The sequence below is a fragment of the Thiohalobacter thiocyanaticus genome, assembly GCF_003932505.1.
In the GTDB taxonomy this organism is placed as follows: domain Bacteria; phylum Pseudomonadota; class Gammaproteobacteria; order Thiohalobacterales; family Thiohalobacteraceae; genus Thiohalobacter; species Thiohalobacter thiocyanaticus.
In genome coordinates this window covers 1,102,792-1,124,663 of the sequence record NZ_QZMU01000001.1, presented here as the reverse complement: position 1 = coordinate 1,124,663, position 21,872 = coordinate 1,102,792, and the positions used below count along the sequence as shown (strand labels likewise).

General features: G+C 65.1%; 15 protein-coding genes. 9 read left to right on the top strand and 6 right to left on the bottom strand.

The window, feature by feature from the left end; translation table 11 throughout:
• Positions 1-244: 244 nt before the first annotated feature.
• A complete protein-coding gene (rho, locus tag D6C00_RS05310; protein ID WP_125180700.1) occupies positions 245-1,501 on the bottom strand; it encodes a transcription termination factor Rho in 1,257 nt (418 codons plus the stop codon).
• A gap of 202 nt (positions 1,502-1,703) precedes the next feature.
• The gene (gene trxA, locus D6C00_RS05305; RefSeq protein ID WP_125180698.1) at positions 1,704-2,030 is read right to left on the bottom strand and encodes a thioredoxin TrxA; all 327 of its coding nucleotides are present in this window, start codon (positions 2,028-2,030) and stop codon (positions 1,704-1,706) included.
• A gap of 257 nt (positions 2,031-2,287) precedes the next feature.
• Between trxA and D6C00_RS05300 the strand changes: the two genes are divergently transcribed.
• From D6C00_RS05300 to D6C00_RS05270, 7 genes are all read left to right on the top strand, one after another.
• On the top strand, positions 2,288-3,601 hold the full coding sequence (locus tag D6C00_RS05300) for a DEAD/DEAH box helicase (protein WP_125180697.1): 1,314 nt from the start codon (positions 2,288-2,290) through the stop codon (positions 3,599-3,601).
• Positions 3,602-3,622: 21 nt separating this feature from the next.
• Complete coding sequence (gene gspC / locus D6C00_RS05295) at positions 3,623-4,504, top strand: type II secretion system protein GspC (RefSeq protein ID WP_158675302.1); 882 nt, start codon at positions 3,623-3,625, stop codon at positions 4,502-4,504.
• Between the two features lie 60 nt (positions 4,505-4,564).
• On the top strand, positions 4,565-6,661 hold the full coding sequence (gene gspD / locus D6C00_RS05290; RefSeq protein WP_125180694.1) for a type II secretion system secretin GspD: 2,097 nt from the start codon (positions 4,565-4,567) through the stop codon (positions 6,659-6,661).
• Between the two features lie 28 nt (positions 6,662-6,689).
• On the top strand, positions 6,690-8,183 hold the full coding sequence (gene gspE / locus D6C00_RS05285; RefSeq protein WP_125182381.1) for a type II secretion system ATPase GspE: 1,494 nt from the start codon (positions 6,690-6,692) through the stop codon (positions 8,181-8,183).
• Between the two features lie 197 nt (positions 8,184-8,380).
• The gene (gene gspF / locus D6C00_RS05280) at positions 8,381-9,607 is read left to right on the top strand and encodes a type II secretion system inner membrane protein GspF (RefSeq protein WP_125180692.1); all 1,227 of its coding nucleotides are present in this window, start codon (positions 8,381-8,383) and stop codon (positions 9,605-9,607) included.
• A gap of 208 nt (positions 9,608-9,815) precedes the next feature.
• A complete protein-coding gene (locus D6C00_RS05275) occupies positions 9,816-11,024 on the top strand; it encodes an MFS transporter (RefSeq protein ID WP_125180690.1) in 1,209 nt (402 codons plus the stop codon).
• 270 nt (positions 11,025-11,294) lie between these two features.
• Positions 11,295-13,505, top strand: coding sequence for a PKD domain-containing protein (locus D6C00_RS05270; protein ID WP_125180689.1), 2,211 nt, complete (start codon positions 11,295-11,297; stop codon positions 13,503-13,505).
• 219 nt (positions 13,506-13,724) lie between these two features.
• Here the strand turns inward: D6C00_RS05270 and D6C00_RS05265 are convergent, their stop codons facing one another.
• The 4 genes from D6C00_RS05265 to argE all read right to left on the bottom strand — a co-directional run bounded on the left by D6C00_RS05265 (position 13,725) and on the right by argE (position 18,729).
• Entirely contained in the window at positions 13,725-15,113 is a 1,389-nt protein-coding gene (locus D6C00_RS05265) for a class II fumarate hydratase (protein WP_125180687.1), read from the bottom strand.
• A 244-nt stretch (positions 15,114-15,357) separates the two neighbouring features.
• Positions 15,358-16,158 carry a 3',5'-cyclic-AMP phosphodiesterase gene (cpdA, locus tag D6C00_RS05260; protein ID WP_125180685.1) on the bottom strand — a complete coding sequence of 267 codons (801 nt, stop codon included), beginning with the start codon at positions 16,156-16,158 and terminating at the stop codon, positions 15,358-15,360.
• Between the two features lie 25 nt (positions 16,159-16,183).
• The gene (argA, locus tag D6C00_RS05255) at positions 16,184-17,500 is read right to left on the bottom strand and encodes an amino-acid N-acetyltransferase (RefSeq protein WP_125180683.1); all 1,317 of its coding nucleotides are present in this window, start codon (positions 17,498-17,500) and stop codon (positions 16,184-16,186) included.
• 65 nt (positions 17,501-17,565) lie between these two features.
• A complete protein-coding gene (gene argE / locus D6C00_RS05250; protein WP_125180681.1) occupies positions 17,566-18,729 on the bottom strand; it encodes an acetylornithine deacetylase in 1,164 nt (387 codons plus the stop codon).
• Between the two features lie 291 nt (positions 18,730-19,020).
• Between argE and D6C00_RS05245 the strand changes: the two genes are divergently transcribed.
• Together D6C00_RS05245 and D6C00_RS05240 are read left to right on the top strand one after the other, a co-directional pair.
• Positions 19,021-20,115 carry a GNAT family N-acetyltransferase/peptidase C39 family protein gene (locus tag D6C00_RS05245; RefSeq protein ID WP_125180679.1) on the top strand — a complete coding sequence of 365 codons (1,095 nt, stop codon included), beginning with the start codon at positions 19,021-19,023 and terminating at the stop codon, positions 20,113-20,115.
• Between the two features lie 167 nt (positions 20,116-20,282).
• Positions 20,283-21,776, top strand: coding sequence for a RimK family protein (locus D6C00_RS05240; protein ID WP_125180677.1), 1,494 nt, complete (start codon positions 20,283-20,285; stop codon positions 21,774-21,776).
• Positions 21,777-21,872 lie beyond the last annotated feature (96 nt).

The following is a 21,872-nucleotide window of genomic DNA, read 5'->3' as shown; positions in this document are numbered from 1 at the left end:
AGGTCTCTTAATTCCAAAGAACTCTACAGACACCGTCATCCCGGCGTAGGCGGGATCCAGGAACCTCCGCGGCAACTGGATCCCCGCCTGCGCGGGGATGACGGGATGGCAATAATCAGAAGCGCGTAGGCCGGGATAAGCGCAGCGTTCCCGGCGGGCAGGGCAATGCCGGAAACGGGCCTGCAGCCCTTATTCCGGCCTACAGGCTATCGCTACAGGCTCTTTCGCTTCACGCCTCACGCAATCACCGCTTCATCGACTCGAAGAACTCGTTGTTGGTCTTGGTATCCTTGAGCTTGTCGAGCAGGAATTCCATGGCGGCGAGCTCGTCCATGGGATGCAGCAGTTTGCGCAGGATCCACATCTTCTGCAGTTCGTCGGGCTTGGTGAGCAGTTCCTCGCGGCGGGTGCCGGAGCGGTTGATGTTGATGGCGGGGTAGATGCGGCGTTCGGCGATCTTGCGATCCAGATGGATCTCCATGTTGCCGGTGCCCTTGAATTCCTCGTAGATGACATCGTCCATGCGCGAGCCGGTATCGATGAGCGCGGTGGCGATGATGGTCAGTGAACCGCCTTCCTCGACGTTGCGCGCCGCGCCGAAGAAGCGCTTGGGCCGGTGCAGGGCGTTGGCATCCACGCCGCCGGTGAGCACCTTGCCGGAGGAGGGCACCACCGTGTTGTAGGCGCGCGCCAGGCGGGTGATGGAGTCCAGCAGGATGACCACGTCCTTCTTGTGCTCGACCAGGCGCTTGGCCTTCTCGATCACCATCTCGGCGACCTGCACGTGGCGGCTGGCCGGCTCGTCGAAGGTGGATGAGACCACCTCGCCGCGCACCGAGCGGTCCATCTCGGTGACCTCCTCGGGCCGCTCGTCAATCAGCAGCACGATCAGATACACATCCGGGTAATTGCTGGTGATGCTCTGGGCGATGTTCTGCAGCAGCATGGTCTTGCCCGCCTTGGGCGGGGAGACGATCAGGCCGCGCTGGCCCTTGCCGATGGGGGCGGCCAGGTCGATCACCCGAGGGGTGATGTCCTCGGTGCTGCCGTTGCCGATCTCCAGGCCCAGCCGCTCGGTCGGGTGCAACGGGGTGAGATTCTCGAACAGCACCTTGTTGCGGGCGTTCTCCGGCGGTTCGAAGTTGATCTCGCTGACCTTGAGCAGGGCGAAGTAGCGCTCACCCTCCTTGGGCGGGCGGATCTTGCCGGAGATGGTATCGCCGGTGCGCAGGCTGAAGCGCCGGATCTGGCTGGGCGAGACATAGATATCGTCGGGTCCGGCCAGATAGGAGCTGTCGGCGGAGCGCAGAAAGCCGAAGCCGTCCTGCAGTATTTCCAGCACCCCGTCGCCGTAGATTGCCTCGCCGTTCTTGGCGTGGGCCTTGAGAATGGCAAAGATGATGTCCTGCTTGCGTGAGCGGGCCATGTTCTCGATGCCGATTTCCTGGGCAATATCAACGATTTCAGCGGCGGGTTTTTTCTTGAGGTCGGTCAGGTTCATGATTGTTACGGACGCAGTGGGTTTACGGGATGGATAGCACGAACAGAATCCGGCAGGGATGCGGAGCTGAGGTGCGTCGTTAAGTTAAAGCTTACAGGGGGGGCCGGTGAAGGCCGAGGAACTATGGAGTTTGCTTTATCCGGTTAATCTAGCATGCCGTCCGGCAGCCGTCCAGCTTTTTGCCGGACGGCCGTTCAACCGGTCAGATATTGCTGTCGATGAAGGCGGTCAGCTGTGATTTGGATACCGCGCCCACCTTGGTGGCTTCGACATTGCCGTCCTTGAACAGCATCAGTGTGGGGATGCCCCGGATGCCGTACTTGGGCGGCGTCTGCGGATTCTCGTCGATGTTGAGCTTGGCGATCCTGATCTTGCCGGCATACTCATCGGCGAGTTCGTCCAGGATGGGGGCGATCATCTTGCACGGGCCGCACCAGTCGGCCCAGTAGTCGACCAGGACGGGCTCGGAAGACTGCAGCACTTCCTGGTCAAAGGATGAATCTGTCACATACATGATGCGATCACTCACGGTTGTCGAACCTCCTGCTTTGCCTTGCCCTGCATGCCAGAAGAGCTTGTCGGATCGATGAAAGCGGACCGGGGTCAGCCGGCTCTGGATGTGGAAGGCGCGGTGTGTTGTCGGGTTTGCGGGATCACGGGCCGCGCGTGCGGCGGCCGATCTGGATCGTGCCCGCCATTTCAGCGAAAAGCCTCGCGCATTGCAAGCCCCGGGGGCGGGCGCGGCGGGCTGCTCGCCGCCGCGAAAATAGGTTATGCTAGGTCGCCATGACACAAGAAGCTGAGAATCAGACCCTATTCTCCTCCCTGAACCTGTCGCCGGAAGTCCTGCAAGGCATTGATGAAGCAGGTTTTAGCCGCTGTACGCCGATCCAGGCCCGGACCCTGCCGCCCCTGCTTGCCGGGCGCGACGTGGCCGGCCAGGCCCAGACCGGAACCGGCAAGACGGCCGCCTTCCTGGTCGCGGTGTTCGAGCGGCTGCTGCGTCAGCCGCCGGCGGCCGAGCGTCAGCCGAACCAGGTCAGGGCACTGATCCTGGCGCCGACACGCGAGCTGGCGGTGCAGATCTACAATGACGCCGTCATGCTGGGGAAACACACCGGGCTTACATTTGCCGCCGTCTACGGCGGGACCGGCTACGAGGAGCAGGCGCAGCGCCTGCGCGAGGGGGTGGACGTGCTGATCGGCACGCCGGGTCGCACCATCGATTATTTCAAGCAGCACCTGTTCGATCTGCGTCAGGCCCAGGCCGTGGTGCTGGACGAGGCCGACCGCATGTTCGACCTGGGTTTCATCAAGGACGTGCGCTACCTGCTGCGGCGCTGTCCGCCGCCGGAGCAGCGCCTGGGTCTGCTGTTTTCCGCCACCCTGTCCTGGCGGGTGACGGAACTGGCCTACGAGCACATGAACGACCCCGGGATCATCCGGGTGGAGCCGGAACAGGTCACGGCCGAGAAGGTCCGGCAGGTGCTCTATCACACCGCCAATGCGGAGAAGATCCCGCTGCTGATCGGTCTGCTCAAGCGGATGGACGCGCACCGCACCATCGTGTTCGTCAACACCAAGCACCAGGCCGAGCGGGTCTGGGGCTACCTGGAGGGCAACGGCATCAGGGCCGCCATCCTCTCGGGCGATGTGCCGCAGAACAAGCGCCTGCGGCTGCTGCAGCAGTTCCAGTCCGGCGAGTTGCCGGTGATGGTCGGCACCGATGTGGCCGCGCGCGGACTGCACATCCCGGATGTGAGCCACGTGATCAATTTCGATCTGCCGCAGGAAGCCGAGGATTACGTGCACCGCATCGGCCGCACGGCACGCGCCGGGGCCGAGGGCGATGCCATCAGTTTCGCCTGTGAGAATTATGTGTACTCGCTGCCCGAGATCGAGGACTACATCGGTTACAAGCTGCCGGTGGCGGCGGTCGAGGAGGACATGCTCGGCGAGGTGCAGCCGCCGGTGCGGCGCGAGCGGCGCAAGCGCCCCCAGGGCAGTGGTCGTGGCCGGGACGGCGGGCAGCGCGGTGGTGGCGGCGGCCGGGGGCGGTCGCGCCAGGGGGGACGGGGCGGCAGACCCCGGCAGGACTGAATCCGGATCGAGACGATGCATATGACCTGGCAAGACTGGCTGGCATCACGCCAGGCCCGCACCGGCGCGCGCCTGCTGACCCTGGCGTTGGTCCTGCTGGTGATCTATCAGCTGGCGCGGCTGACCTGGCAGCTGGTTCCGGCGCCGCCGGTGCCGGAAGCCGGGATCCAGACACCGACCGAGTCGGCGGCACGCACGCCGGCCGCGCCCGCGCCGGAGCGGCCGCAGGCCGGGCGGATCGCCGAGTGGCATCTGTTCGGCCGGGCCGATCCCGGGACGGCGCCGGGCGGGGGCGGCCGGGCCGCGCCCATCGATGCCCCGGAGACCCGCCTGAACCTGACCCTGCGCGGCCTGTATGCGACCGAGGATCCCGGGCGGGCACGCGCCATCATCGCCGCGCCCAACGGCGAGGAGCGCAGCTTCCGGGTCGATGACGAGCTGCCGGGCGGCGCCGAACTGAGTGCCATCTACGCCGATCGCATCATTCTGCTGCGCAACGGCCGCCACGAGACCCTGCGCCTGCCGCGGGAGGCGCTCGGGGACAACGCGGCGGCCGGCAGCAGCCGGAAGGTCGATCCGAACCCGCGGGCCGGCGAGATCCTGTCCGAGTACCGCGGCATGATGCAGAGCAACCCGCAGGCACTGACCGATCTGATGCGTCCGGTGCCGGCCAACGAGAACAACCGTTTTGTCGGTTTCCGCCTGTATCCGGGCAACCGGCCGGAACTGTTCCAGCAGCTGGGACTGCGCCCGGGTGACCTGGTCACGCAGGTCAACGGCGTGGAGCTGGACAGCGCGAACCGGGCCGCAGAGGTGGTGCAGTCGCTGCGCGACAGCCAGCAGGTCTCTCTGCAGATCCGGCGCGGTAACCAGGAACTGGACTTGGAGTTTTCACTGCCCTGAGTGTAGGCTGGGGCAAGTTTTGAGGGGGATGGTGTGATATCTGACGACAACAGATACAGGATGCAGGAGACAGGATACAAGTCGAAGCAGGGGCTTTGCATTCCCCTGTATCTTGTATCCTGTATCCTGTATCAACCCGTAGCGAAGCGCCTGCGCCAGGGGTTCAGTCTGCTGGTGCCCGTGTTCCTGCTCGCCGTCAGCCTGACCGCCCATTCCCAGACCGTGACGCTCAACCTCAAGGACGCCGATATCAGCGCCCTGATCGGCACCGTGGCCGAGGTCACAGGGAAGAACTTCATTGTCGATCCCCGGGTCAAGGGTCAGGTCACGGTCATCTCCTCGCGGCCCATGAACACCAGCGAGGTCTACCAGGTGTTTCTCTCCATCCTCAAGGTGCACGGCTTCGCCGCCGTGCCCAGTGGCGAGGTGGTCAAGATCGTGCCTGACGTCAACGCCAAGCAGGAGGGTATCCCCACTGCCAGCGATGAACAGCCCGGCCAGGGCGACGAAATGGTCACCCGGGTGGTACAGGTGCAGAATGTCACCGCCGCCCAGCTGGTGCCCATCCTGCGCCCGCTGGTGCCGCAGCAGGGACACCTGGCCGCCTATCCCTCCACCAATGTACTGATCATCTCCGACCGTGCGGACAATGTGGAGCGCATGGTCGACATCATCCGCCGCATCGACCGCGAGAGTGAGGGGGAGGTGGAAGTGGTGCGGCTGGAGCACGCCTCGGCCGCCGAGGTGGTGCGCATTCTCAATTCCATGCGCCAGGGTCAGCCGGGTCAGGCCCAGGCTGGCGCTGGTGTCGAGCGCGGCGGCACGACGCTGGCCGCCGATGAGCGCACCAACAGCATACTGCTCAGCGGCGAGCAGACCGAGCGGCTGCGCCTGCGGGCGATCATCACCCATCTGGATACCCCGCTGGAGCGCGGCGGCAATACCCATGTGGTGTATCTCAAGTACGCCAAGGCCGAGGACCTGGTCGAGGTGCTGACCGGTGTGAGCAGCCAGATCGAGGAAGAGGAACAGGGCAGCCAAAAGGCCGCGCCCCGCGCCTCGACCAGCATCCAGGCCGATGCCGCTTCCAATGCGCTGGTGATCACCGCGCCACCGGATGTGTACCGGTCGCTGCAGAGTGTCATCCGTCAGCTCGACATCCGCCGCGCCCAGGTGCTGGTCGAGGCAGTGATTGCCGAGATCAATGCCGACACGGCCGCTGAGCTGGGCGTGCAGTGGCGGGCCGCGCCCGATACCAGTGATGCCGGCGCCATTGGCGGTACCAATTTCGATGTCACCACGCCCATCAACACGGTGGCGCAGAATCCGCTCTCCGCCGGCAACGGCCTGAGTATCGGTTATTTCGAGGGTACCACCGACTTTCTCGGCACCGAGATACTGAACCTGGGTGCCCTGATCAAGGCACTGGGCAGCGACAGCGAGTCCAACATCCTGTCCACGCCGACCCTGGTGACCCTGGACAACGAGGAGGCCGAGATCGTGGTGGCCCAGAACGTGCCCTTCATCACCGGCCAGTTCACCAACACCGGCGCGACCAGTGGCGCGACCAATCCCTTCCAGACCATCGAACGCCAGGACGTGGGCCTGACGCTGCGCATCCGGCCCCAGATCAACGAGGGTGACGCCATCAAGCTGGAAATCGAGCAGGAAAGCTCCAGCGTGGCCGAGACCGCTGTCTCCGGCGCCTCCGACATCGTCACCAACAAGCGCTCCATCAAGACCCGTGTCATGGTCGCCGACCGCCAGGTGGTGGTGCTGGGCGGGCTGATCAGCGACGAGCTGAGCGAATCGGTGCAGAAGATTCCGCTGTTGGGCGACATCCCGCTGCTCGGCAACCTGTTCAAGGCCCAGGCCACGAAGAAGACCAAACAGAATCTGATGGTGTTCCTGCGGCCGGTGATCCTGCGTGACGCGGCCACCGAGAACCAGGTCAGCGCCGGCAAGTACAACTTCATGCGCGCCAAGCAGCTGGACAAGCGCGAGCGCGGCGTGAATCTGATGCGCAGCGACGACACGCCGCTGTTGCCGGAGATGGGCGAGTCCTTCGCCCCCGGTTCCGTGCCATTGCCTCCCCCCTCCGAAGTGCCGGAGACAGGGGCGGATTCCACGCCCGAAACCGAATTCGAGCTCGAGTAGCATGACGATGGAAGACCCCGGCCAGGTGATGCAGGAGGCGGCCGAATCGGCCGAACCGGCGCTGCCGGGCTTTGCCTTTGCCAAGCGTCACGGAGTGTTGGTCGAGCAGGTCGAGGACGGCCGGGCGCGGGTCAAGTGCCGGCCCGATGCCCGGCCGGCGGCGCTGGCCGAGCTGCGCCGCCACCTGCAGGTGCCGCTGGCGCTGGAGGAGGTTCCCGCCGAGCAGTTCGACGGCCTGCTGGCCGCAGCCTACGAACAGGGTTCCAACCGCACCATGCTTGCGATGGAGGACCTGGGCGACGAGTCGGATCTCAACAGCATCGCCGAGCAGCTGCCCGAGCCCGAGGACCTGCTGGAGAGCGAGGACGACGCGCCCATCATCCGGCTGATCAACGCCATTCTCACCGAAGCGGTCAAGGAAAACGCCTCCGACATCCATATCGAGACTTACGAGAACCGCCTGGTGGTGCGCTTCCGCGTCGACGGCGTACTGCGCGAGGTGCTGCAGCCGCAGCGGGTGCTCGCGCCGCTGATCGTCTCCCGCGTCAAGGTCATGGCCAGGCTGGACATCGCCGAGAAGCGCCTGCCCCAGGACGGGCGCATCTCGCTGCGCATCGCCGGCCGGCCGGTGGATGTGCGTGTCTCCACCCTGCCGTCCGGTCACGGCGAGCGGGTGGTGATGCGCCTGCTGGACAAGCAGGCCGGGCGCCTGGACCTGAAGCACCTGGGCATGGACCCGGCCACCCGCGCGGTCATGGACCGCATCATCAAGCGCCCGCACGGCATCATCCTGGTCACCGGCCCCACCGGCTCGGGTAAAACCACCACCCTGTATGCCGTGCTGTCGGCATTGAACGACCGCAGCCGTAATATCCTCACGGTGGAGGATCCGATCGAGTACTATCTGGACGGTATCGGCCAGACCCAGGTCAGCACCAAGGTGGACATGAGCTTCGCCCGCGGCCTGCGTGCCATCCTGCGCCAGGACCCGGACGTGGTGATGGTGGGCGAGATCCGCGACCTGGAGACGGCCGAGATCGCCGTGCAGGCCAGCCTCACCGGCCACCTGGTGCTCTCCACCCTGCATACCAACAGCGCCGTCGGCGCCGTCACCCGCCTGCGCGACATGGGGGTGGAGCCCTTCCTGGTCGCCTCCAGCCTGGTCGGTGTGCTGGCGCAGCGGCTGGTACGGGTGCTGTGCCATGAATGCAAGGTGCCCTATACCGCCAACGAAGCCGACTGCCGGGCGCTCGAGGTCGACATCGCGGAGCCACCCACCCTGTACAAGGCCGCCGGCTGTGCCACCTGCAACCAGCTCGGCTACCAGGGCCGTACCGGCATCTATGAACTGCTCGAGGTCGATGAGCACATGGCCCAGATGGTGCACGACGGTGCCGGCGAGTACGAGATCGAACGCTATGTACGCACCCGCGCCCCCAGCCTGCGCCAGGATGGCGCCCGCCTGGTGCTGCAGGGCGACACCAGCCTGGAGGAAGTGCTGCGGGTGACGCGGGAAGACTGATTGATTGAACCGCCAAGGCGCCAAGGGCGCCGAGTGTGAACATGCTTTCTAAACCACACCCCGATGGGGATCTTTGCTGGCGTTCCATAAGACCGTCGGAACGACAGGTCAATTCGATGCAGTCTGAATCATGCATTTCTAACCCTTGGCGCCTTTGGCGTCCTGGCGGTTATCTGTAAACGACTTTACTGATCCCCATGCCCGCATTCGAATACACCGCACTGGATACCAAGGGCCGCGAACGCAGCGGTGTGCTGGAGGGCGATACCGCCCGCCAGGTACGCCAGCAGCTGCGTGAACGCCAGCTCACCCCCATGGCGGTGGAGCCGGTGGCGCAGGAGGAATCCGGCCGGGGCAGACCGCGTGGCCCGGGACTGCGCCTGCGCCGCGGGGTCAGTGCCACCGACCTGGCCCTGTTGACCCGCCAGCTCGCCACCCTGGTGCGCTCCGGCACGCCGCTGGAGGAGTCGCTGCGCGCGGTGGCCCAGCAGACGGAGAAGGAGCGGCTGGGCAATCTGCTGCTGGCGGTGCGGGCGCGGGTGATGGAAGGCCACAGCCTGGCCAGCGGGCTGGGCGATTTCCCACATGTGTTCCCGGAGCTCTACCGCGCCACCGTGGCCGCGGGCGAACAGTCCGGACATCTGGACGTGGTACTGGAACGGCTGGCCGACTACACCGAGGCGCGCCAGCAGATGCGCGCCAAGATCCAGATGGCGCTGTTCTATCCGGTGATGCTGACCGTCATGGCCCTGGTCGTGGTCGGGCTGCTGCTGGCCTATGTGGTGCCGCAGGTGGTGCAGGTGTTCGACAACATCGGCCAGACCCTGCCGCTGCTGACCCGCATCCTCATCGCCATCAGCGATTTCTTCCAGCATTGGGGCTGGCTGCTGCTGATCCTGCTGGTGGCGGGCGTGATCGGCGGCGGCTGGCTGTTCCGCCGGCCCGGTCCGCGGCGCCGGCTGCACCGTCTGTACCTGTCGTTGCCGCTGATCGCGCGTCTGGTCAAGGGGGTGAACACGGCACGCTTTGCGCGCACGCTCAGCATCCTGGTCAGCAGCGGCGTGCCGGTGCTGGAGGGCCTGCGCATCGCCGGCCAGGTCATCGTCAACGAGCCCATGCGCGAGGCGGTGGAGGAGGCGGCGCGCCGGGTGCGCGAGGGCTCCAGCATCCAGGCCGCCATGCAGCGCAGCGGTTATTTCCCTCCCATGACCCTGCACCTGATCGCCAGTGGCGAGACCAGCGGTCAGCTCGAGTCCATGCTGGAACGGGCCGCCATCAGCCAGGAGCGCGAGGTCGAGACCCTGATCGGCACCCTCATGGCCCTGTTCGAGCCGCTGCTCATCGTGTTCATGGGCGTGGTGGTACTGCTGATCGTGCTCGCCATCCTGCTGCCCATCTTCGATCTCAACCAGATGGTGCGCTGAGTCTTTTGTCCTGGTGGTCTTCGAGCCACGGCTGGACACGGAAAAGCTTCAAACCGCGAAGGCGCCGAAGGCGCGCAAAGAATACGAGATTATTTATTACCTTCGCGCGCCTTCGACGCCTTCGCGGTTAACGCTTTTCATGTCCGTGTTCATCCGTGGCTATAATCCCGCCTTCGCCTGTTATCAATGACCGAGGCATCGCAATCCCATGCGCTGGCAACGCCTGACCCGCTCGCTGCGTCATTCCAATTACCGGCTGTATTTCTTCGGCCAGCTGGTCTCGCTCAACGGGACCTGGATGCAGAACGTGGCCCAGGCCTGGCTGGTGTACCGGCTGACCGAGTCCAGTTTCATGCTCGGGCTGGTGAGCTTTCTCAGCCTGGCACCGGTGCTGGTGTTCGGACTGTTCGGCGGCGTGATCGCCGACCGGCTGCCGCGGCTGCGGCTGTTCCTGGGTGCGCAGGTGCTGGCCTGTCTGCAGGCCCTGACCCTGGGGCTGCTGACCGTCACCGGCCTGGTGACGGTGCAGTGGATCATGGTTCTGGCGCTGCTGCTGGGCCTGGTGCACGCGGTGGAGATCCCGGCCCGGCATACCCTGGTCGCCCTGCTGGTGCCGCGCGAGGAGCTGCACAATGCCGTTGCGCTCAATTCCAGTACCTTCAACTTCGCCCGCTTCCTGGGGCCGATGCTGGCCGGCTGGTTGATCGCCCTGTGGGGCGAGGGCCCGGTGATCCTGCTCAATGCGCTGTCCTTCCTGGCCGTGATCCTGGCCATCCTGCGTATCCGCACGCCGGTCACGCCGGATGAGCTGGAACGCCGTCAGGAGGGGGTATGGGAGGGGCTGAAGTTCGCCTGGCAGCGGCCCGAGCTGCGCTATGCCCTGATGATCGTGGGCGCGGTCAGCCTGTTCGCCAATCCCTACCTGGTACTCATGCCGGTGTTCGCCCGCGAGGTCTTCGGCGGCGGCTCTGATCTGCTGGGACTGCTGGTCGGCGTGGCCGGGCTGGGTGCGCTGGGCGGGGCCCTGCGGCTGGCGCAGCGCGAGAAGGGCGAGGGCCTGGAGCGTCTCATTGCCGGCGCCGGCCTGCTGCTGGGGCTGGGTCTGATGCTGTTTGCCTACACGCCCTGGATCGGCGTGGCCCTGCTGCTGGTGGTGCTGACCGGTTATGCCATCACCACCCTGGTGGCCTCGACCAACACCTTCCTGCAGCTGTCCGCCCCGGATGCCCTGCGCGGGCGGGTTATGTCGCTGTTTTCGGTGATCTTCATCGGCCTGTCGCCGGTCGGCAACCTGGCCGCCGGCGCCCTGGCCGAGGTGCTGGGCGTGCAGTTCACCGTGCTGCTGCTGGGGGCGGTGTGTCTGGGATTTGCAGTCTATTACCGGGGCTATCTGGCAAGACGCGGCGAGGCCGGATAGCCCCGGAATGCTGCTTGCGGCGAAGACGTTTCACCTTCGCGGGCCCGCCGTACCCTGGTGGCCAAAGGGGCGCTGGAAAAACGGGCCCCCTGGTATATACTCCGGAAACCCTCCCGGTACAGGCGCTGCGACGCGCGTGTTCCGTCGAATAACTCAAATAATGGGAGCAGTATCATGTCCTCTTCAGGCCTGTCGTTATCTGTTCACGGCGTGACAAGACGCGCCGCTTTCCTGGGCACGGTATTGTGCTCTGTCCTGAGCCTTGCTCCCATGACCGTTCAGGCCGTGGACAACTGCCCCATGCTGGCGGATTCCGATCAGCTGGATACTGATCAGGATGGCGTTGGGGATGCCTGTGATAACTGTCTCCTGGTGGCCAATCCCGATCAGTCAGATACCGATGCCGACGGCTACGGCAATCGTTGTGATGCCGATTTTGATAATAGCGGTTTCGTTAATCTGCAGGATTTTTCTCTGTTACGGCAGGCCTATGGCAGCGCTGATCCTGATGTGGATATGAACGGCGACGGCATCGTCAATCTGCAGGATTTCTCCTTGCTCAGACAGGCCTATGGGCAGGAACCCGGACCAAGCGGCTGGACGCCGCTGCTGACGAACAGTCCCCCGGTGGCCATGGCCGGTTCTGATACGACCGCCTATCCCGGCGAATATGTCGTGCTGGACGGGCGCGGCTCCTACGATGACGATGCGGACGATGTTCTGCACTATCACTGGACCCTGGCCGAGGTCCCTTCCGGCAGCGCAGCCCAGTTGCTCGATCCCTGGAGCGATCAGGCGACACTGGTGCCGGATCTGCACGGCAGCTACCGGGTCGAGCTCACTGTCTATGATGGTGCCGGCGCGCGTGCGACCGACAGCGTCGGGATCACGACCCTCAATGCCCGGCCGGTGGCGCATGCCGGCAGCGATTTCAGTGTCACACCGGGCGACACGGTGACACTGGATGCCTCGGCCTCCTACGATCCCGACAACGACGCCCTGAGCTACCAGTGGAGCCTGGTCAACCGGCCCGACGGCAGTCTCGCCATGCTCAGCGATCCGGCCGCGGTCATGCCGCAGTTCGTCGCCGACGTGGCAGGCGATTACCGTTTCAGCCTGGTGGTCAGCGATGGTCAGCTGGAGAGCGACCCGGACAACATCACGGTCAGCGCCCTGCAGCCCACCGGCGACCGGTTTATGGACATGCTGCAGCCGATGGAGGCGGGAACCTGGCAGCAATTGAACATGAACCGTTTCGATTCGGTCTGGACCCCCGAGGATCAGCGGGTGCAGCCGGAGTACTGCAACGGCTCGACCATTCCCGGCAGCCCGCGCGCCATCCTGCGCGCCTGGAGCTCCATGGCCTGGGACCCGAACCGGGGTGATCTGATCTTCTGGGGCGGCGGGCATGCCAATTATGCCGGCAACGAGGTGTACCGGTTCCGCACCTCCACCATGCGCTGGGAGCGCGCCTCCCTGCCCAGCGACATCGTCTGCCAGCCACTGGGTGTGGGTGGCAGCCACTACGAGGCCATCGACGGGGTGTTCAATGCCCCCATCTCCTCGCACACCTATGACAACTCGGACTACCTGCCGGTGGCTGATCGCTTCGTCACCTTCGGCGGCGCGGCCTACGGCAGCGGCAACTTCGTCAAGCTGGTCGGCGACGAGCTGGTCAAGACCGGCCCCTACTTCTGGGATCCCAGCCGTGCCGATGCCGGCAAGGTGGGTGGAACCACCGGCTCGCAGGTCAAGCCGGAGGTCTATACCCAGGTCGAGGGCGGCCGGATGTGGGACAACCGCGACAGTCTCATCACCGGTTCGACCAGTCAGCTCAGCGTCGACCTCCTGCAGAAGACCTTCATCAACGGCACCTCCGACGTGGTGGTACAGAACGGCATCGATGTGATCTATTTCAATACCGGCGCGGGGGTGTGGAAGTACAGTGTCAACGATCCGGACGATGCCAGCCAGGACGTGCTGGAACTGGTCGGTACCCGCGGCGTGGGCGATATCTGGAGCCGTCAGGGTGCCGGCGCCTACGATCCGCTGCGTAACATCTATGTGCGCACCGCCGGCGAGGGCTTCTGGTTCTGGGATCTGAACCAGGCCGGGCCGAACAACCCACCGGTGCAGTTCGAGCCGGTGTTCCTCGACGCGGGTTATCCGACCGGACGCCTGGAGCGTGACGACTTCGGCCTGGACTATGACCCGGTTCGCGACCGCTACCTGCTCTGGAACGGCTACGCCGACGTCTGGATCCTGATCCCGCCCAACCAGGCGAGCAGCGCTGGCTGGAGCATGATGAAGGCCCCCAACACCGCGGCCAGTCCCGAGGTGCCCACCGCCGGTCCCTTCCGCGGTATCCTGGGCAAGTGGGAGTACATCCCCGAATACGACGTGTATCTCGGGGTGAACCACAATATCGACGAGGGCCGGATCTGGGTCTACAAGCCGCTGAACTGGGCGCCGAGCCGCTGAGTCGTGATAAAACAGCGGTAAGATGAAATATCTGTAGATACCGCCCCGGCCGTCGAGCGGAATTCACCAGTGCCCGTCATTCCGGCGTATGCCGGAATCCACTGGCCGCAGCGGTTTCTGGATCCCGGCATGCGCCGGGATGACGGGTGGCAGGCAAAAACCGGATGACATCCAGGACTTACTGGTGGTGGCTCTTCCCATCAGTGAGATGAGTATTTCTCATTCTCCACTAGGCCGGGTCAGCCGTGCCGGGTCGAGCAGTTCGTCCAGCTCCGCCTCGGACAGGCCGGTCATCTCCCTTGCCACCTCCTTCACCGCCCGCCCCTCGGCGTAGGCGCGCTTGGCGATCTCGGCGCCCTTCTCGTAGCCGATGCGTTCGTTCAGTGCGGTGACCAGCACCGGGTTGCGGTCCAGGGCGGCGCGGATATGGTCGGCGTTCACCGTGAAATCCGCGATCGCTTTGTCGGCCAGCACCCGGGCGCTGTTGGCCAGCAGCTCGATGCTCTGCAGCAGGTTGTAGGCGATCACCGGCAGCATGGTATTGAGCTGGAAGCCGCCCCACTGGCCGCCGCAGGCGATGGTGGCGTCGTTACCCTGGACCTGGGCGGCGGCCATGATCACCGCCTCGCTGATCACCGGATTGACCTTGCCGGGCATGATGCTGCTGCCGGGCTGCAGGGCGGGCAGGCTGATCTCACCCAGACCGGTGAGCGGGCCGCTGTTCATCCAGCGCAGGTCGTTGGCGATCTTGAGCAGGGCGGTGGCGGCCACGCGCAGCTGGCCGCTGAGCTCGACCGCCGTATCCTGGCAGGACAGGGCCTCGAAGAAATCCTCCGCCGGGTGGAAGGGGATGCCGGTGTCGGCGCTGAGCCGCGCACAGAAGCGGGCGGCGAATTCAGGATGGGCGTTGATGCCGGTGCCCACGGCGGTGCCGCCCTGGGCCAGCCGTTCCAGACGCGGCAGGGTGTCGTCGATGCGCAGGCGGCTGTTCCGGACCTGTTGCGCCCAGCCGCCGAGTTCCTGGGAAAAGCTGACCGGCATGGCGTCCATCAGGTGGGTGCGGCCGGTCTTGATGATGCCGTCCAGCGCGCGCCCCTTGCCCTCGATCACGGCGGCGAGATGATCCAGCGCCGGCAGCAGCTGCGTCTCCACCGCCAGCCGGGCGCTGACGTGGAGGGCGGTGGGGATGACGTCGTTGCTGCTCTGGCCGCGGTTGACGTGATCGTTGGGGTGGATGCGGGTCCCCGAGCCGTCGCTGGCCAGCCGGGCGATGACCTCGTTGGCGTTCATGTTGGTGCTGGTGCCGGAGCCGGTCTGGAACACGTCGATGGGGAACTGATCGTCATGTTCGCCGCGGGCGACCGCCTCGGCCGCGCCGGCAATGGCCTCGGCCAGGGCCGGGTCGAGCTGGTCCAGTTCGGCGTTGGCGCGGGCCGCGCAGGCCTTGATCCGCCCCAGGGCATGGATGAAGGCCGGCGGCATCCGCAGCCCGCTCAGGGGGAAGTTGTCCACGGCGCGCTGGGTCTGGGCACCATAGAGGGCGTCGGCGGGGACGGCTACCTCGCCCATGCTGTCGCGTTCGGTGCGGAAACCTGATTGGTCTGTCATGGTGTCGGTCCGTGCGTTGATGGGATTCGGGTGTTTCTGTTCAACGCAGAGGCGCGGAGACGCAAAGGACGCAGAATAAACGAATTAATGAACCTTTGATTCATTTTCTTTTCGTCATGCCGGCGAAGGCCGGCATCCATGTATCTGATGCCACTGGATCCCGGCCTTCGCCGGGATGACGGATTAATCAGAGTTGCTCTAATCGAAATCATCTGGCTTTCTTTGCGATCTCTGCGCCTCTGCGTTAACCATACTCAGCCTCGGGGTCGAGCGGATCGGTCGGTGCCGGCAGCCGCACCACGCCGGTGTCGATGGTTCCGTCCGGCTGCAGCCGCAGCCAGCGCCAGCCGGGGGTGGCGGTGTCCAGGGCGAAGTGATCGCTGCCGGGCAGGAACTGGATGCAGGTCGAGGGCGTGCCCAGCAGGCGTATACCCAGCTGTTCGGTGTCGTATTCCTGATGGATATGGCCACAGAGAATACCCCGGACCCGGCCGTGACGCACGGCGCGGCGCAGCAGCTCATCGCCGTTGTCGATGACCATGGTGTCAAGCCAGGCGCTGCCCAGCAGACGCGGGTGATGATGCACGCAGATCAGCACATGGCGGGCGTCATGGCCGCGGATGGTGCGGTCCAGGGCGTCCAGCTCGGCCTCGCTCAGATGTCCGCCGGCACTGCCGGGCAGGCTGGAGTCCAGGAACACCAGCAGCCAGGGGCCGACGCGCAGCGAGCGGTTGCAGTGAAAGGTATCGTCATTGAGATGCCGCTGCAGCCTGTCTGCCTCGTCGTGGTTGCCCGGCAGGCAGAACACCGGTTTGCCCAGCCGCTGCAGGTGGCCACGGAAGCGCTCATAGGCCGCGTCAGAATCGTCGTGCACCAGGTCGCCGGTACTGACGATGAAATCGAAGGCAGGTGCCTGTGCCTGGACCTGCTCGATTACAGCCCGCAGGCTGCGGTCGGTGCGCACCCCCTTGAGCCGGCCTTCGCCGTCGGCATACAGGTGGGTATCCGTGATCTGCAGAAATGAAATGCTGTCGTTCGACGACATGACGCGCGCCTTTGGTCGGTGCCGCTTACAGGGCCTTGAAGAACACCTTGGCGTTGCGCTGGTAATTGTACAGATCGCGGCGCTTCATGGGGAGTTTGGTCACCTCGCCCTGCAGGAAGCCGCGTTCCTGGAACCAGTGCGCGGTACGGGTGGTGAGCACGAACAGAGTGATCAGCCCCATGCCCTTGGCCTGGCGCTCGATGGTCTCCAGCAGCTGGTCGCCGCGGCCTTCCTGGCGGTAGTCCTGGTGCACCGCCAGGCAGGCCAGCTCGCCCATGGCCTCGTCCGGATAGGGATAGAGGGCGGCGCAGGCGATGATCATGCCGTCGCGCTCGACCACGATGAAGCGGTCGATCTCCATCTCCAGCCGCTCGCGCGAGCGCCGCACCATGATACCCTCGGCCTCCAGCGGCGCGATCAGCTCCAGGATACCACCGACGTCGTTGATGCTCGCCGGGCGCAGGCCCTCGTAGGTCTCGGCGGTGATCAGGGTGCCGACGCCGTCGCGGGTGAACAGCTCCTGCAGCAGGCCGCCCTCAAGCCGTCGCGGGATCAGGTGGGCCCGGCGCACACCGCGCTTGCAGGCCTGCACGGCACTGTCCAGGTGCCGGCGCATGTCCTCGTCCAGCCTGCGCCGACCCGCCAGCAGCCGGCCGGCCCCGGCCGGGGTGAGCTGGCGCACCGGCTGGCGGCGGCTGTCGCGCAGGCCCTTGTCCTCGGTGATCAGGATCAGCTTGTCGGCCTGCAGCTCGATGGCCGCGGCGGTGGCGACTTCCTCGGCGTGCAGGTTGAATACCTCGCCAGTGGGGGAATAGCCGAGCGGCGACAGCAGCACCAGGTGCTGATCGTCCAGGGCCTGGCGGATGGCGGCGCCGTCGATGCGCCGGATCTCGCCGGTGTGCCGGTAGTCGATGCCGTCGCGCACCCCCAGCGGCCGGGCGGTGACATGGTTGCCGGAGGTGACGCGGATGCGGGCGCCGGACATGGGCGTGTTGGCCACGCCCATGGACAGGCGCGCCTCGATCTCGACCCGTACGCTGCCCACGGCCTGCTTGACCGCGATCAGCGCCTGGTCGTCGGTGATGCGCAGGCCGTTGGCATAACGGAAATCGGTTTTGCTCGCCTTCAGATGCGCCTCGATCTGGGGCCGTGCGCCATGGACCAGCACCAGCCGGATGCCCAGGCTGTAGAGCAGGGCCAGGTCGTGGATCAGGCCGGCATCAGTGACCGCCTCACCGCCGAAGCCGATGACGAAGGTCTTGCCGCGATGGCTGTGGATATAGGGTGCGGCGTGGCGGAAGGCCTGGGTGAAGGTGCATTCGGTTATGTTGTTATTCGACACGGGCTTGCCCTTGCTGCGCGGTGTAGCGGTATAAATATCTGATTGGATGGGGAAGTGTAAAGCTTTCAGCGCGCCGGCGCGAGACAGCAGCTGATGATGAACTGCTCCAGCAGGTCCAGGGTCGGGGCGATGCGCTCCAGCGCCAGGTATTCATCCGGCTGATGGGCCTGGTCGATGTCGCCGGGGCCGAGGATGACGGTCTGGATGTCGAGCTCGTTGAAGTAGGGTCCTTCGGTGCCGAAGGCGACGGCCTCGGCCGGGGCGCCGGTCAGGCGTTCGGCCAGCTGCACAATGGGCGCATCGGCCGGGGTCTCCATGGCCGGCGTACCCTCGAACAGGGGAATGACATCCAGCTTCAGGGGGCTGTCGGCGAGCAGCCGTTCCAGCCGCGAGCGCAGCTCCGTGCGCAGGTCATCCAGGTCCATGCCGGGCAGCGGGCGCAGGTCGATGTGCAGTTCACATTCGCCGCAGATGCGGTTGGGGTTGTCGCCGCCGTGGATGTGGCCCAGGTTCAGGGTGGGCACGGGTACCTTGAACAGCGGGTTGCGGTATTTCGCCTGCAGCTCCTCGCGCCAGCGCAGTACTTCGCCCAGCACCTGATGCATGCCTTCCAGGGCGTTCACGCCCAGGGCCGGGTCGCTCGAATGCCCGGAGCGTCCGCGCAGCCGGATGGCCTCCATCAGGATGCCCTTGTGGGTGCGGACCGGACGCAGGCCGGTCGGTTCGCCGATGATGGCATGACGGGCCCTTGGCCGGCCGCTTGCCACCAGGGTGCGGGCGCCGAGCATGGAGCTTTCCTCGTCGGCCGTGGCGACAATGTAGAGGGGCTCTTTCAGTGTTTTCGTGCGCAGCTCGCGCGCGGCCTCGACGGCCAGCCCCAGGAAGGACTTCATGTCCGAGGTGCCCAGGCCGTAGAGCCGGTTGTCGGCCTCGGTGAGCCGGAAGGGGTCGTGAGTCCACAGTTCGGGGTCGCAGGGCACGGTATCGGTGTGACCGGCCAGTACCAGGCCGCCCTCGCCCTCGCCCAGCCGGGCGATCAGGTTGGCCTTGTCGGCATGGCCGGGCAGGGCCTGGATCTCGACCGCGAAGCCCAGGTCGTCCAGCCAGCTGGCCAGCAGCTCCACCACCCGTCGGTTGCCCTGATCGAAGGCCGGACTCACGCTGCTGACCGAGGGCGTGCCGATCAGGCCGGTGAGCATGTCCATGAGTTTGGGCGGGTAGGCTTGCATGGGATCGATTCTCCGCCGCTGTTGGTACTGATTCAAGTGTCAGAGACATTCGACGCTGAGGCGCAGAGGACGCAGAGTCAACTGGAATGGTATTTACATCAGCTGCGTCATTCCCGCGCAGGCGGGAATGACGGACATTGTTTTAACAACCTTCTGAATTTCTTTGCGATCCCTGCGCCGCTGCGTCTCTGCGTTGAGGTCTCGGGTCAGACCCGGCAGCCGCATGAAAAGAATTGCTGCCGGCCGCCGGGGAACAGGCGATAATCGGCGGGGTCTTCCGAGTCGAGTGACATGATACGCCCCGCCACCCTGCAGGATCTGGACGCCCTGGTCGTCCTCGAAAACCGGTGCTTCGATATCGATCGCCTGTCGCGCCGGCAGTTCCGCTACATGCTTACCCGGGCCAACGCCGTCACCCTGGTGGCTGACGACGGGGCAGTGCGGGGCTATGTCCTGGTGCTGTTTCATGCCGGTACCTCGCTGGCCCGGATGTATTCGATCGCCGTGGATCCGACCGCCCGTGGCCGCGGGTTGGCCGCCGACCTGCTGGCGGCCGCTGAGGTGGCGGCGACGCAGCGCGGCTGCGTGGACATGCGCCTGGAGGTGCGGCCCGACAATACCGGCGCCATCGCCCTGTATGAGGGGCACGGCTATCGCCGTTTCGGCACCTTCGATGATTACTACGAGGATCACATGGAGGCACTGCGCTACGAGAAACGGCTGATCGCCAATCTGCGTCCGGATATGGTGCGGGTGCCCTATTACGAACAGACCCTGGATTTCACCTGCGGACCGGCCGCGCTCATGATGGCGATGAAGGCGCTGGACGCCAATATCGAACTCAGCCGCCGTACCGAGATCCGTATCTGGCGTGAGTCCACCACCGTGTTCATGACCTCGGGCCACGGCGGCTGTGGACCTCAGGGGCTTGCGCTATCGGCGCACAGCCGGGGGTTTGACGTGGATCTGTACCTGTCCTCGCGTGAGGCCATGTTCCTGGATTCGGTGCGCAGTGAGGAGAAGCGCGAGGTGATCCGGCTGGTGAACGAGGATTTTCTGGGGCAGATCGCCGAGCTGCCCATCCGCCTGTTCGAGGCGCCCCTGTCGGTGGCCGAGCTGCAGGCCGGCTTCGAGGCGGGCGGCATTCCGCTGGTGCTGATCAGCTCCTACCGCATCTACCGGGAGAAGTTCCCGCACTGGGTGGTGGTGACAGGGTTCGACGAGCGCTTCATCTATGTGCATGATCCCTACGTGGATTATGAAAAGGGCAAGACCCGCATGGACTGTATCAATATGCCCATCCTCAAGAGCGATTTCGAACGCATGGCGCGCTACGGCAAGTCGGTGCAGCGGGCGGCGATTATGATTAAGAAGCGTAAGGCGTGAAGCGGAAGTCCGTAACTCTGTATCCCGTCATTCCGGCGAAGGCCGGAATCCAGAACCCGCCGCGGCCTCTGGATCCCGGCCTTCGCCGGGATGACGGAGAGAGAACCTTTCCCGCCATGGGAGGGAAATGATTACGCCTCGCGTACCCTTCAGCGGAAAGAGTCATCATGGCCAAACATCTCATCGTCGTTGATCAGATAAAAGACTGGCATCCGGAGCTTCCGCAGGCCACGGTCATCGGCGTGGACGACTATCTGTCCGATCCCCGCTATCTGCAGATGCGCCAGGTGCAGGTCATCAACCTGTGTCGCAGCTACCGCTACCAGAGCGCAGGCTATTATTGCTCACTGCTGGCCGAGGCGCGCGGTCACCGGATTCTGCCGGCGGTGAACACCCTGCTGGACCTGAGTGCACGTGCCATCTACAGCCTGCAGGTGGAAGACCTGGAGGAGGCGGTGGAGAAGACGCTGCGGCGCCTGGACCGTTCCGAGTCCGAGAGTTTCACCCTGGATATCTTCTTCGGCGAATGCGTGCACCGCCAGCTGCGTAACCTGGCGCGGCAGCTGTTCGAGACCTTCCCCTGTCCGTTGCTGCAGGTTGCTTTCCAGTACCAGGGCGGCTGGCAGATCGCGGCCATCCGGCCGTTGGCCCTGAACCGGCTCGAGGCTGAACAGATCGAGGTGCTGGCCGAGGCCTTCACCCGCTATCAGAGCCGGCGCTGGCGCTCGCCGCGCACGCGCACGGCCAGCCGTTACGATCTGGCCATCCTGCACAACCCGGACGATCCGCTGCCGCCCTCGGATGCGCGGGCACTGAAGCTGTTCGTCAAGGCCGGCAGGAAGCTGGGCGTGGACGTGGACCTGATCACCCGCAGGGACTATGCACGGCTGGCCGAGTACGACGCCCTGTTCATCCGCGACACCACCCGCATCAATCACTACACCTTCCGTTTCGCCAAGAAGGCCGACAGCGAGGGCATGGTGGTCATCGATGACCCCGTCTCCATTATGCGCTGCACCAACAAGGTCTATCTGGCCGAACTGCTGCAGGCCAACCGGCTGCCGACGCCGCTGACGCGCATCCTGCACAAGCGCGACGAGAAGCGGGTGGCACAGATCGTCGAACGCCAGTTCGACTATCCGGTGGTGCTGAAGGTGCCGGACGGTTCCTTCTCGCTGGGCGTGTTCAAGGCCGGGGACAGGGCCGGGCTGCAGCAGATCTGCGCCCGCATGTTCCGTGACTCGGAGCTGATCCTGGCGCAGGAATACCTCTACACCGAGTTCGACTGGCGGGTGGGAATACTCAACCGCACGCCGGTCTTCGTGTGCCAGTATTTCATGTCGCGTCAGCACTGGCAGATCGTCAATCACGGTCCCGGCGGGCGCTTCTCCGAGGGCGGCTACAAGGCCTGGCCGGTGGGCGAGGCCCCGGCCGAGGTGGTCTCGGTGGCGCTGCAGGCGGCCAATCTCATCGGTGACGGTCTGTATGGCGTGGATGTGAAGCAGAACGAACGCGGCGTCTATGTCATCGAGGTCAACGACAATCCCAACCTCGAGGCCGGGGTGGAGGACGCCTTTCTCAAGGATGAACTCTACAGCCTGATTCTGCGCGAGTTCGTGCGGCGGCTGGAATTGAACAAGGTACTAGGGCCGAGGTTCTAGGACCGAGGAAGAAACACGCAGGTCGGATCAGCCTGTAAGGCGTAATCCGACATCCCGGTCCTCAATCCTGTCGGGTTGCGCTGCGCTAACCCGACC

Coding starts and splice junctions, on each gene's coding strand:
- D6C00_RS05275 (WP_125180690.1), top strand. CDS start 9,816: ATGCGCTGGCAACGCCTGACCCGCTCGCTGCGTCATTCCAATTACCGG.
- D6C00_RS05240 (WP_125180677.1), top strand. CDS start 20,283: ATGGCCAAACATCTCATCGTCGTTGATCAGATAAAAGACTGGCATCCG.
- gspD (WP_125180694.1), top strand. CDS start 4,565: ATGCAGGAGACAGGATACAAGTCGAAGCAGGGGCTTTGCATTCCCCTG.
- D6C00_RS05245 (WP_125180679.1), top strand. CDS start 19,021: ATGATACGCCCCGCCACCCTGCAGGATCTGGACGCCCTGGTCGTCCTC.
- gspE (WP_125182381.1), top strand. CDS start 6,690: ATGCAGGAGGCGGCCGAATCGGCCGAACCGGCGCTGCCGGGCTTTGCC.
- gspC (WP_158675302.1), top strand. CDS start 3,623: ATGACCTGGCAAGACTGGCTGGCATCACGCCAGGCCCGCACCGGCGCG.
- D6C00_RS05265 (WP_125180687.1), bottom strand. CDS start 15,113: ATGACAGACCAATCAGGTTTCCGCACCGAACGCGACAGCATGGGCGAG.
- rho (WP_125180700.1), bottom strand. CDS start 1,501: ATGAACCTGACCGACCTCAAGAAAAAACCCGCCGCTGAAATCGTTGAT.
- argE (WP_125180681.1), bottom strand. CDS start 18,729: ATGCAAGCCTACCCGCCCAAACTCATGGACATGCTCACCGGCCTGATC.
- D6C00_RS05300 (WP_125180697.1), top strand. CDS start 2,288: ATGACACAAGAAGCTGAGAATCAGACCCTATTCTCCTCCCTGAACCTG.
- D6C00_RS05270 (WP_125180689.1), top strand. CDS start 11,295: ATGACCGTTCAGGCCGTGGACAACTGCCCCATGCTGGCGGATTCCGAT.
- gspF (WP_125180692.1), top strand. CDS start 8,381: ATGCCCGCATTCGAATACACCGCACTGGATACCAAGGGCCGCGAACGC.
- cpdA (WP_125180685.1), bottom strand. CDS start 16,158: ATGTCGTCGAACGACAGCATTTCATTTCTGCAGATCACGGATACCCAC.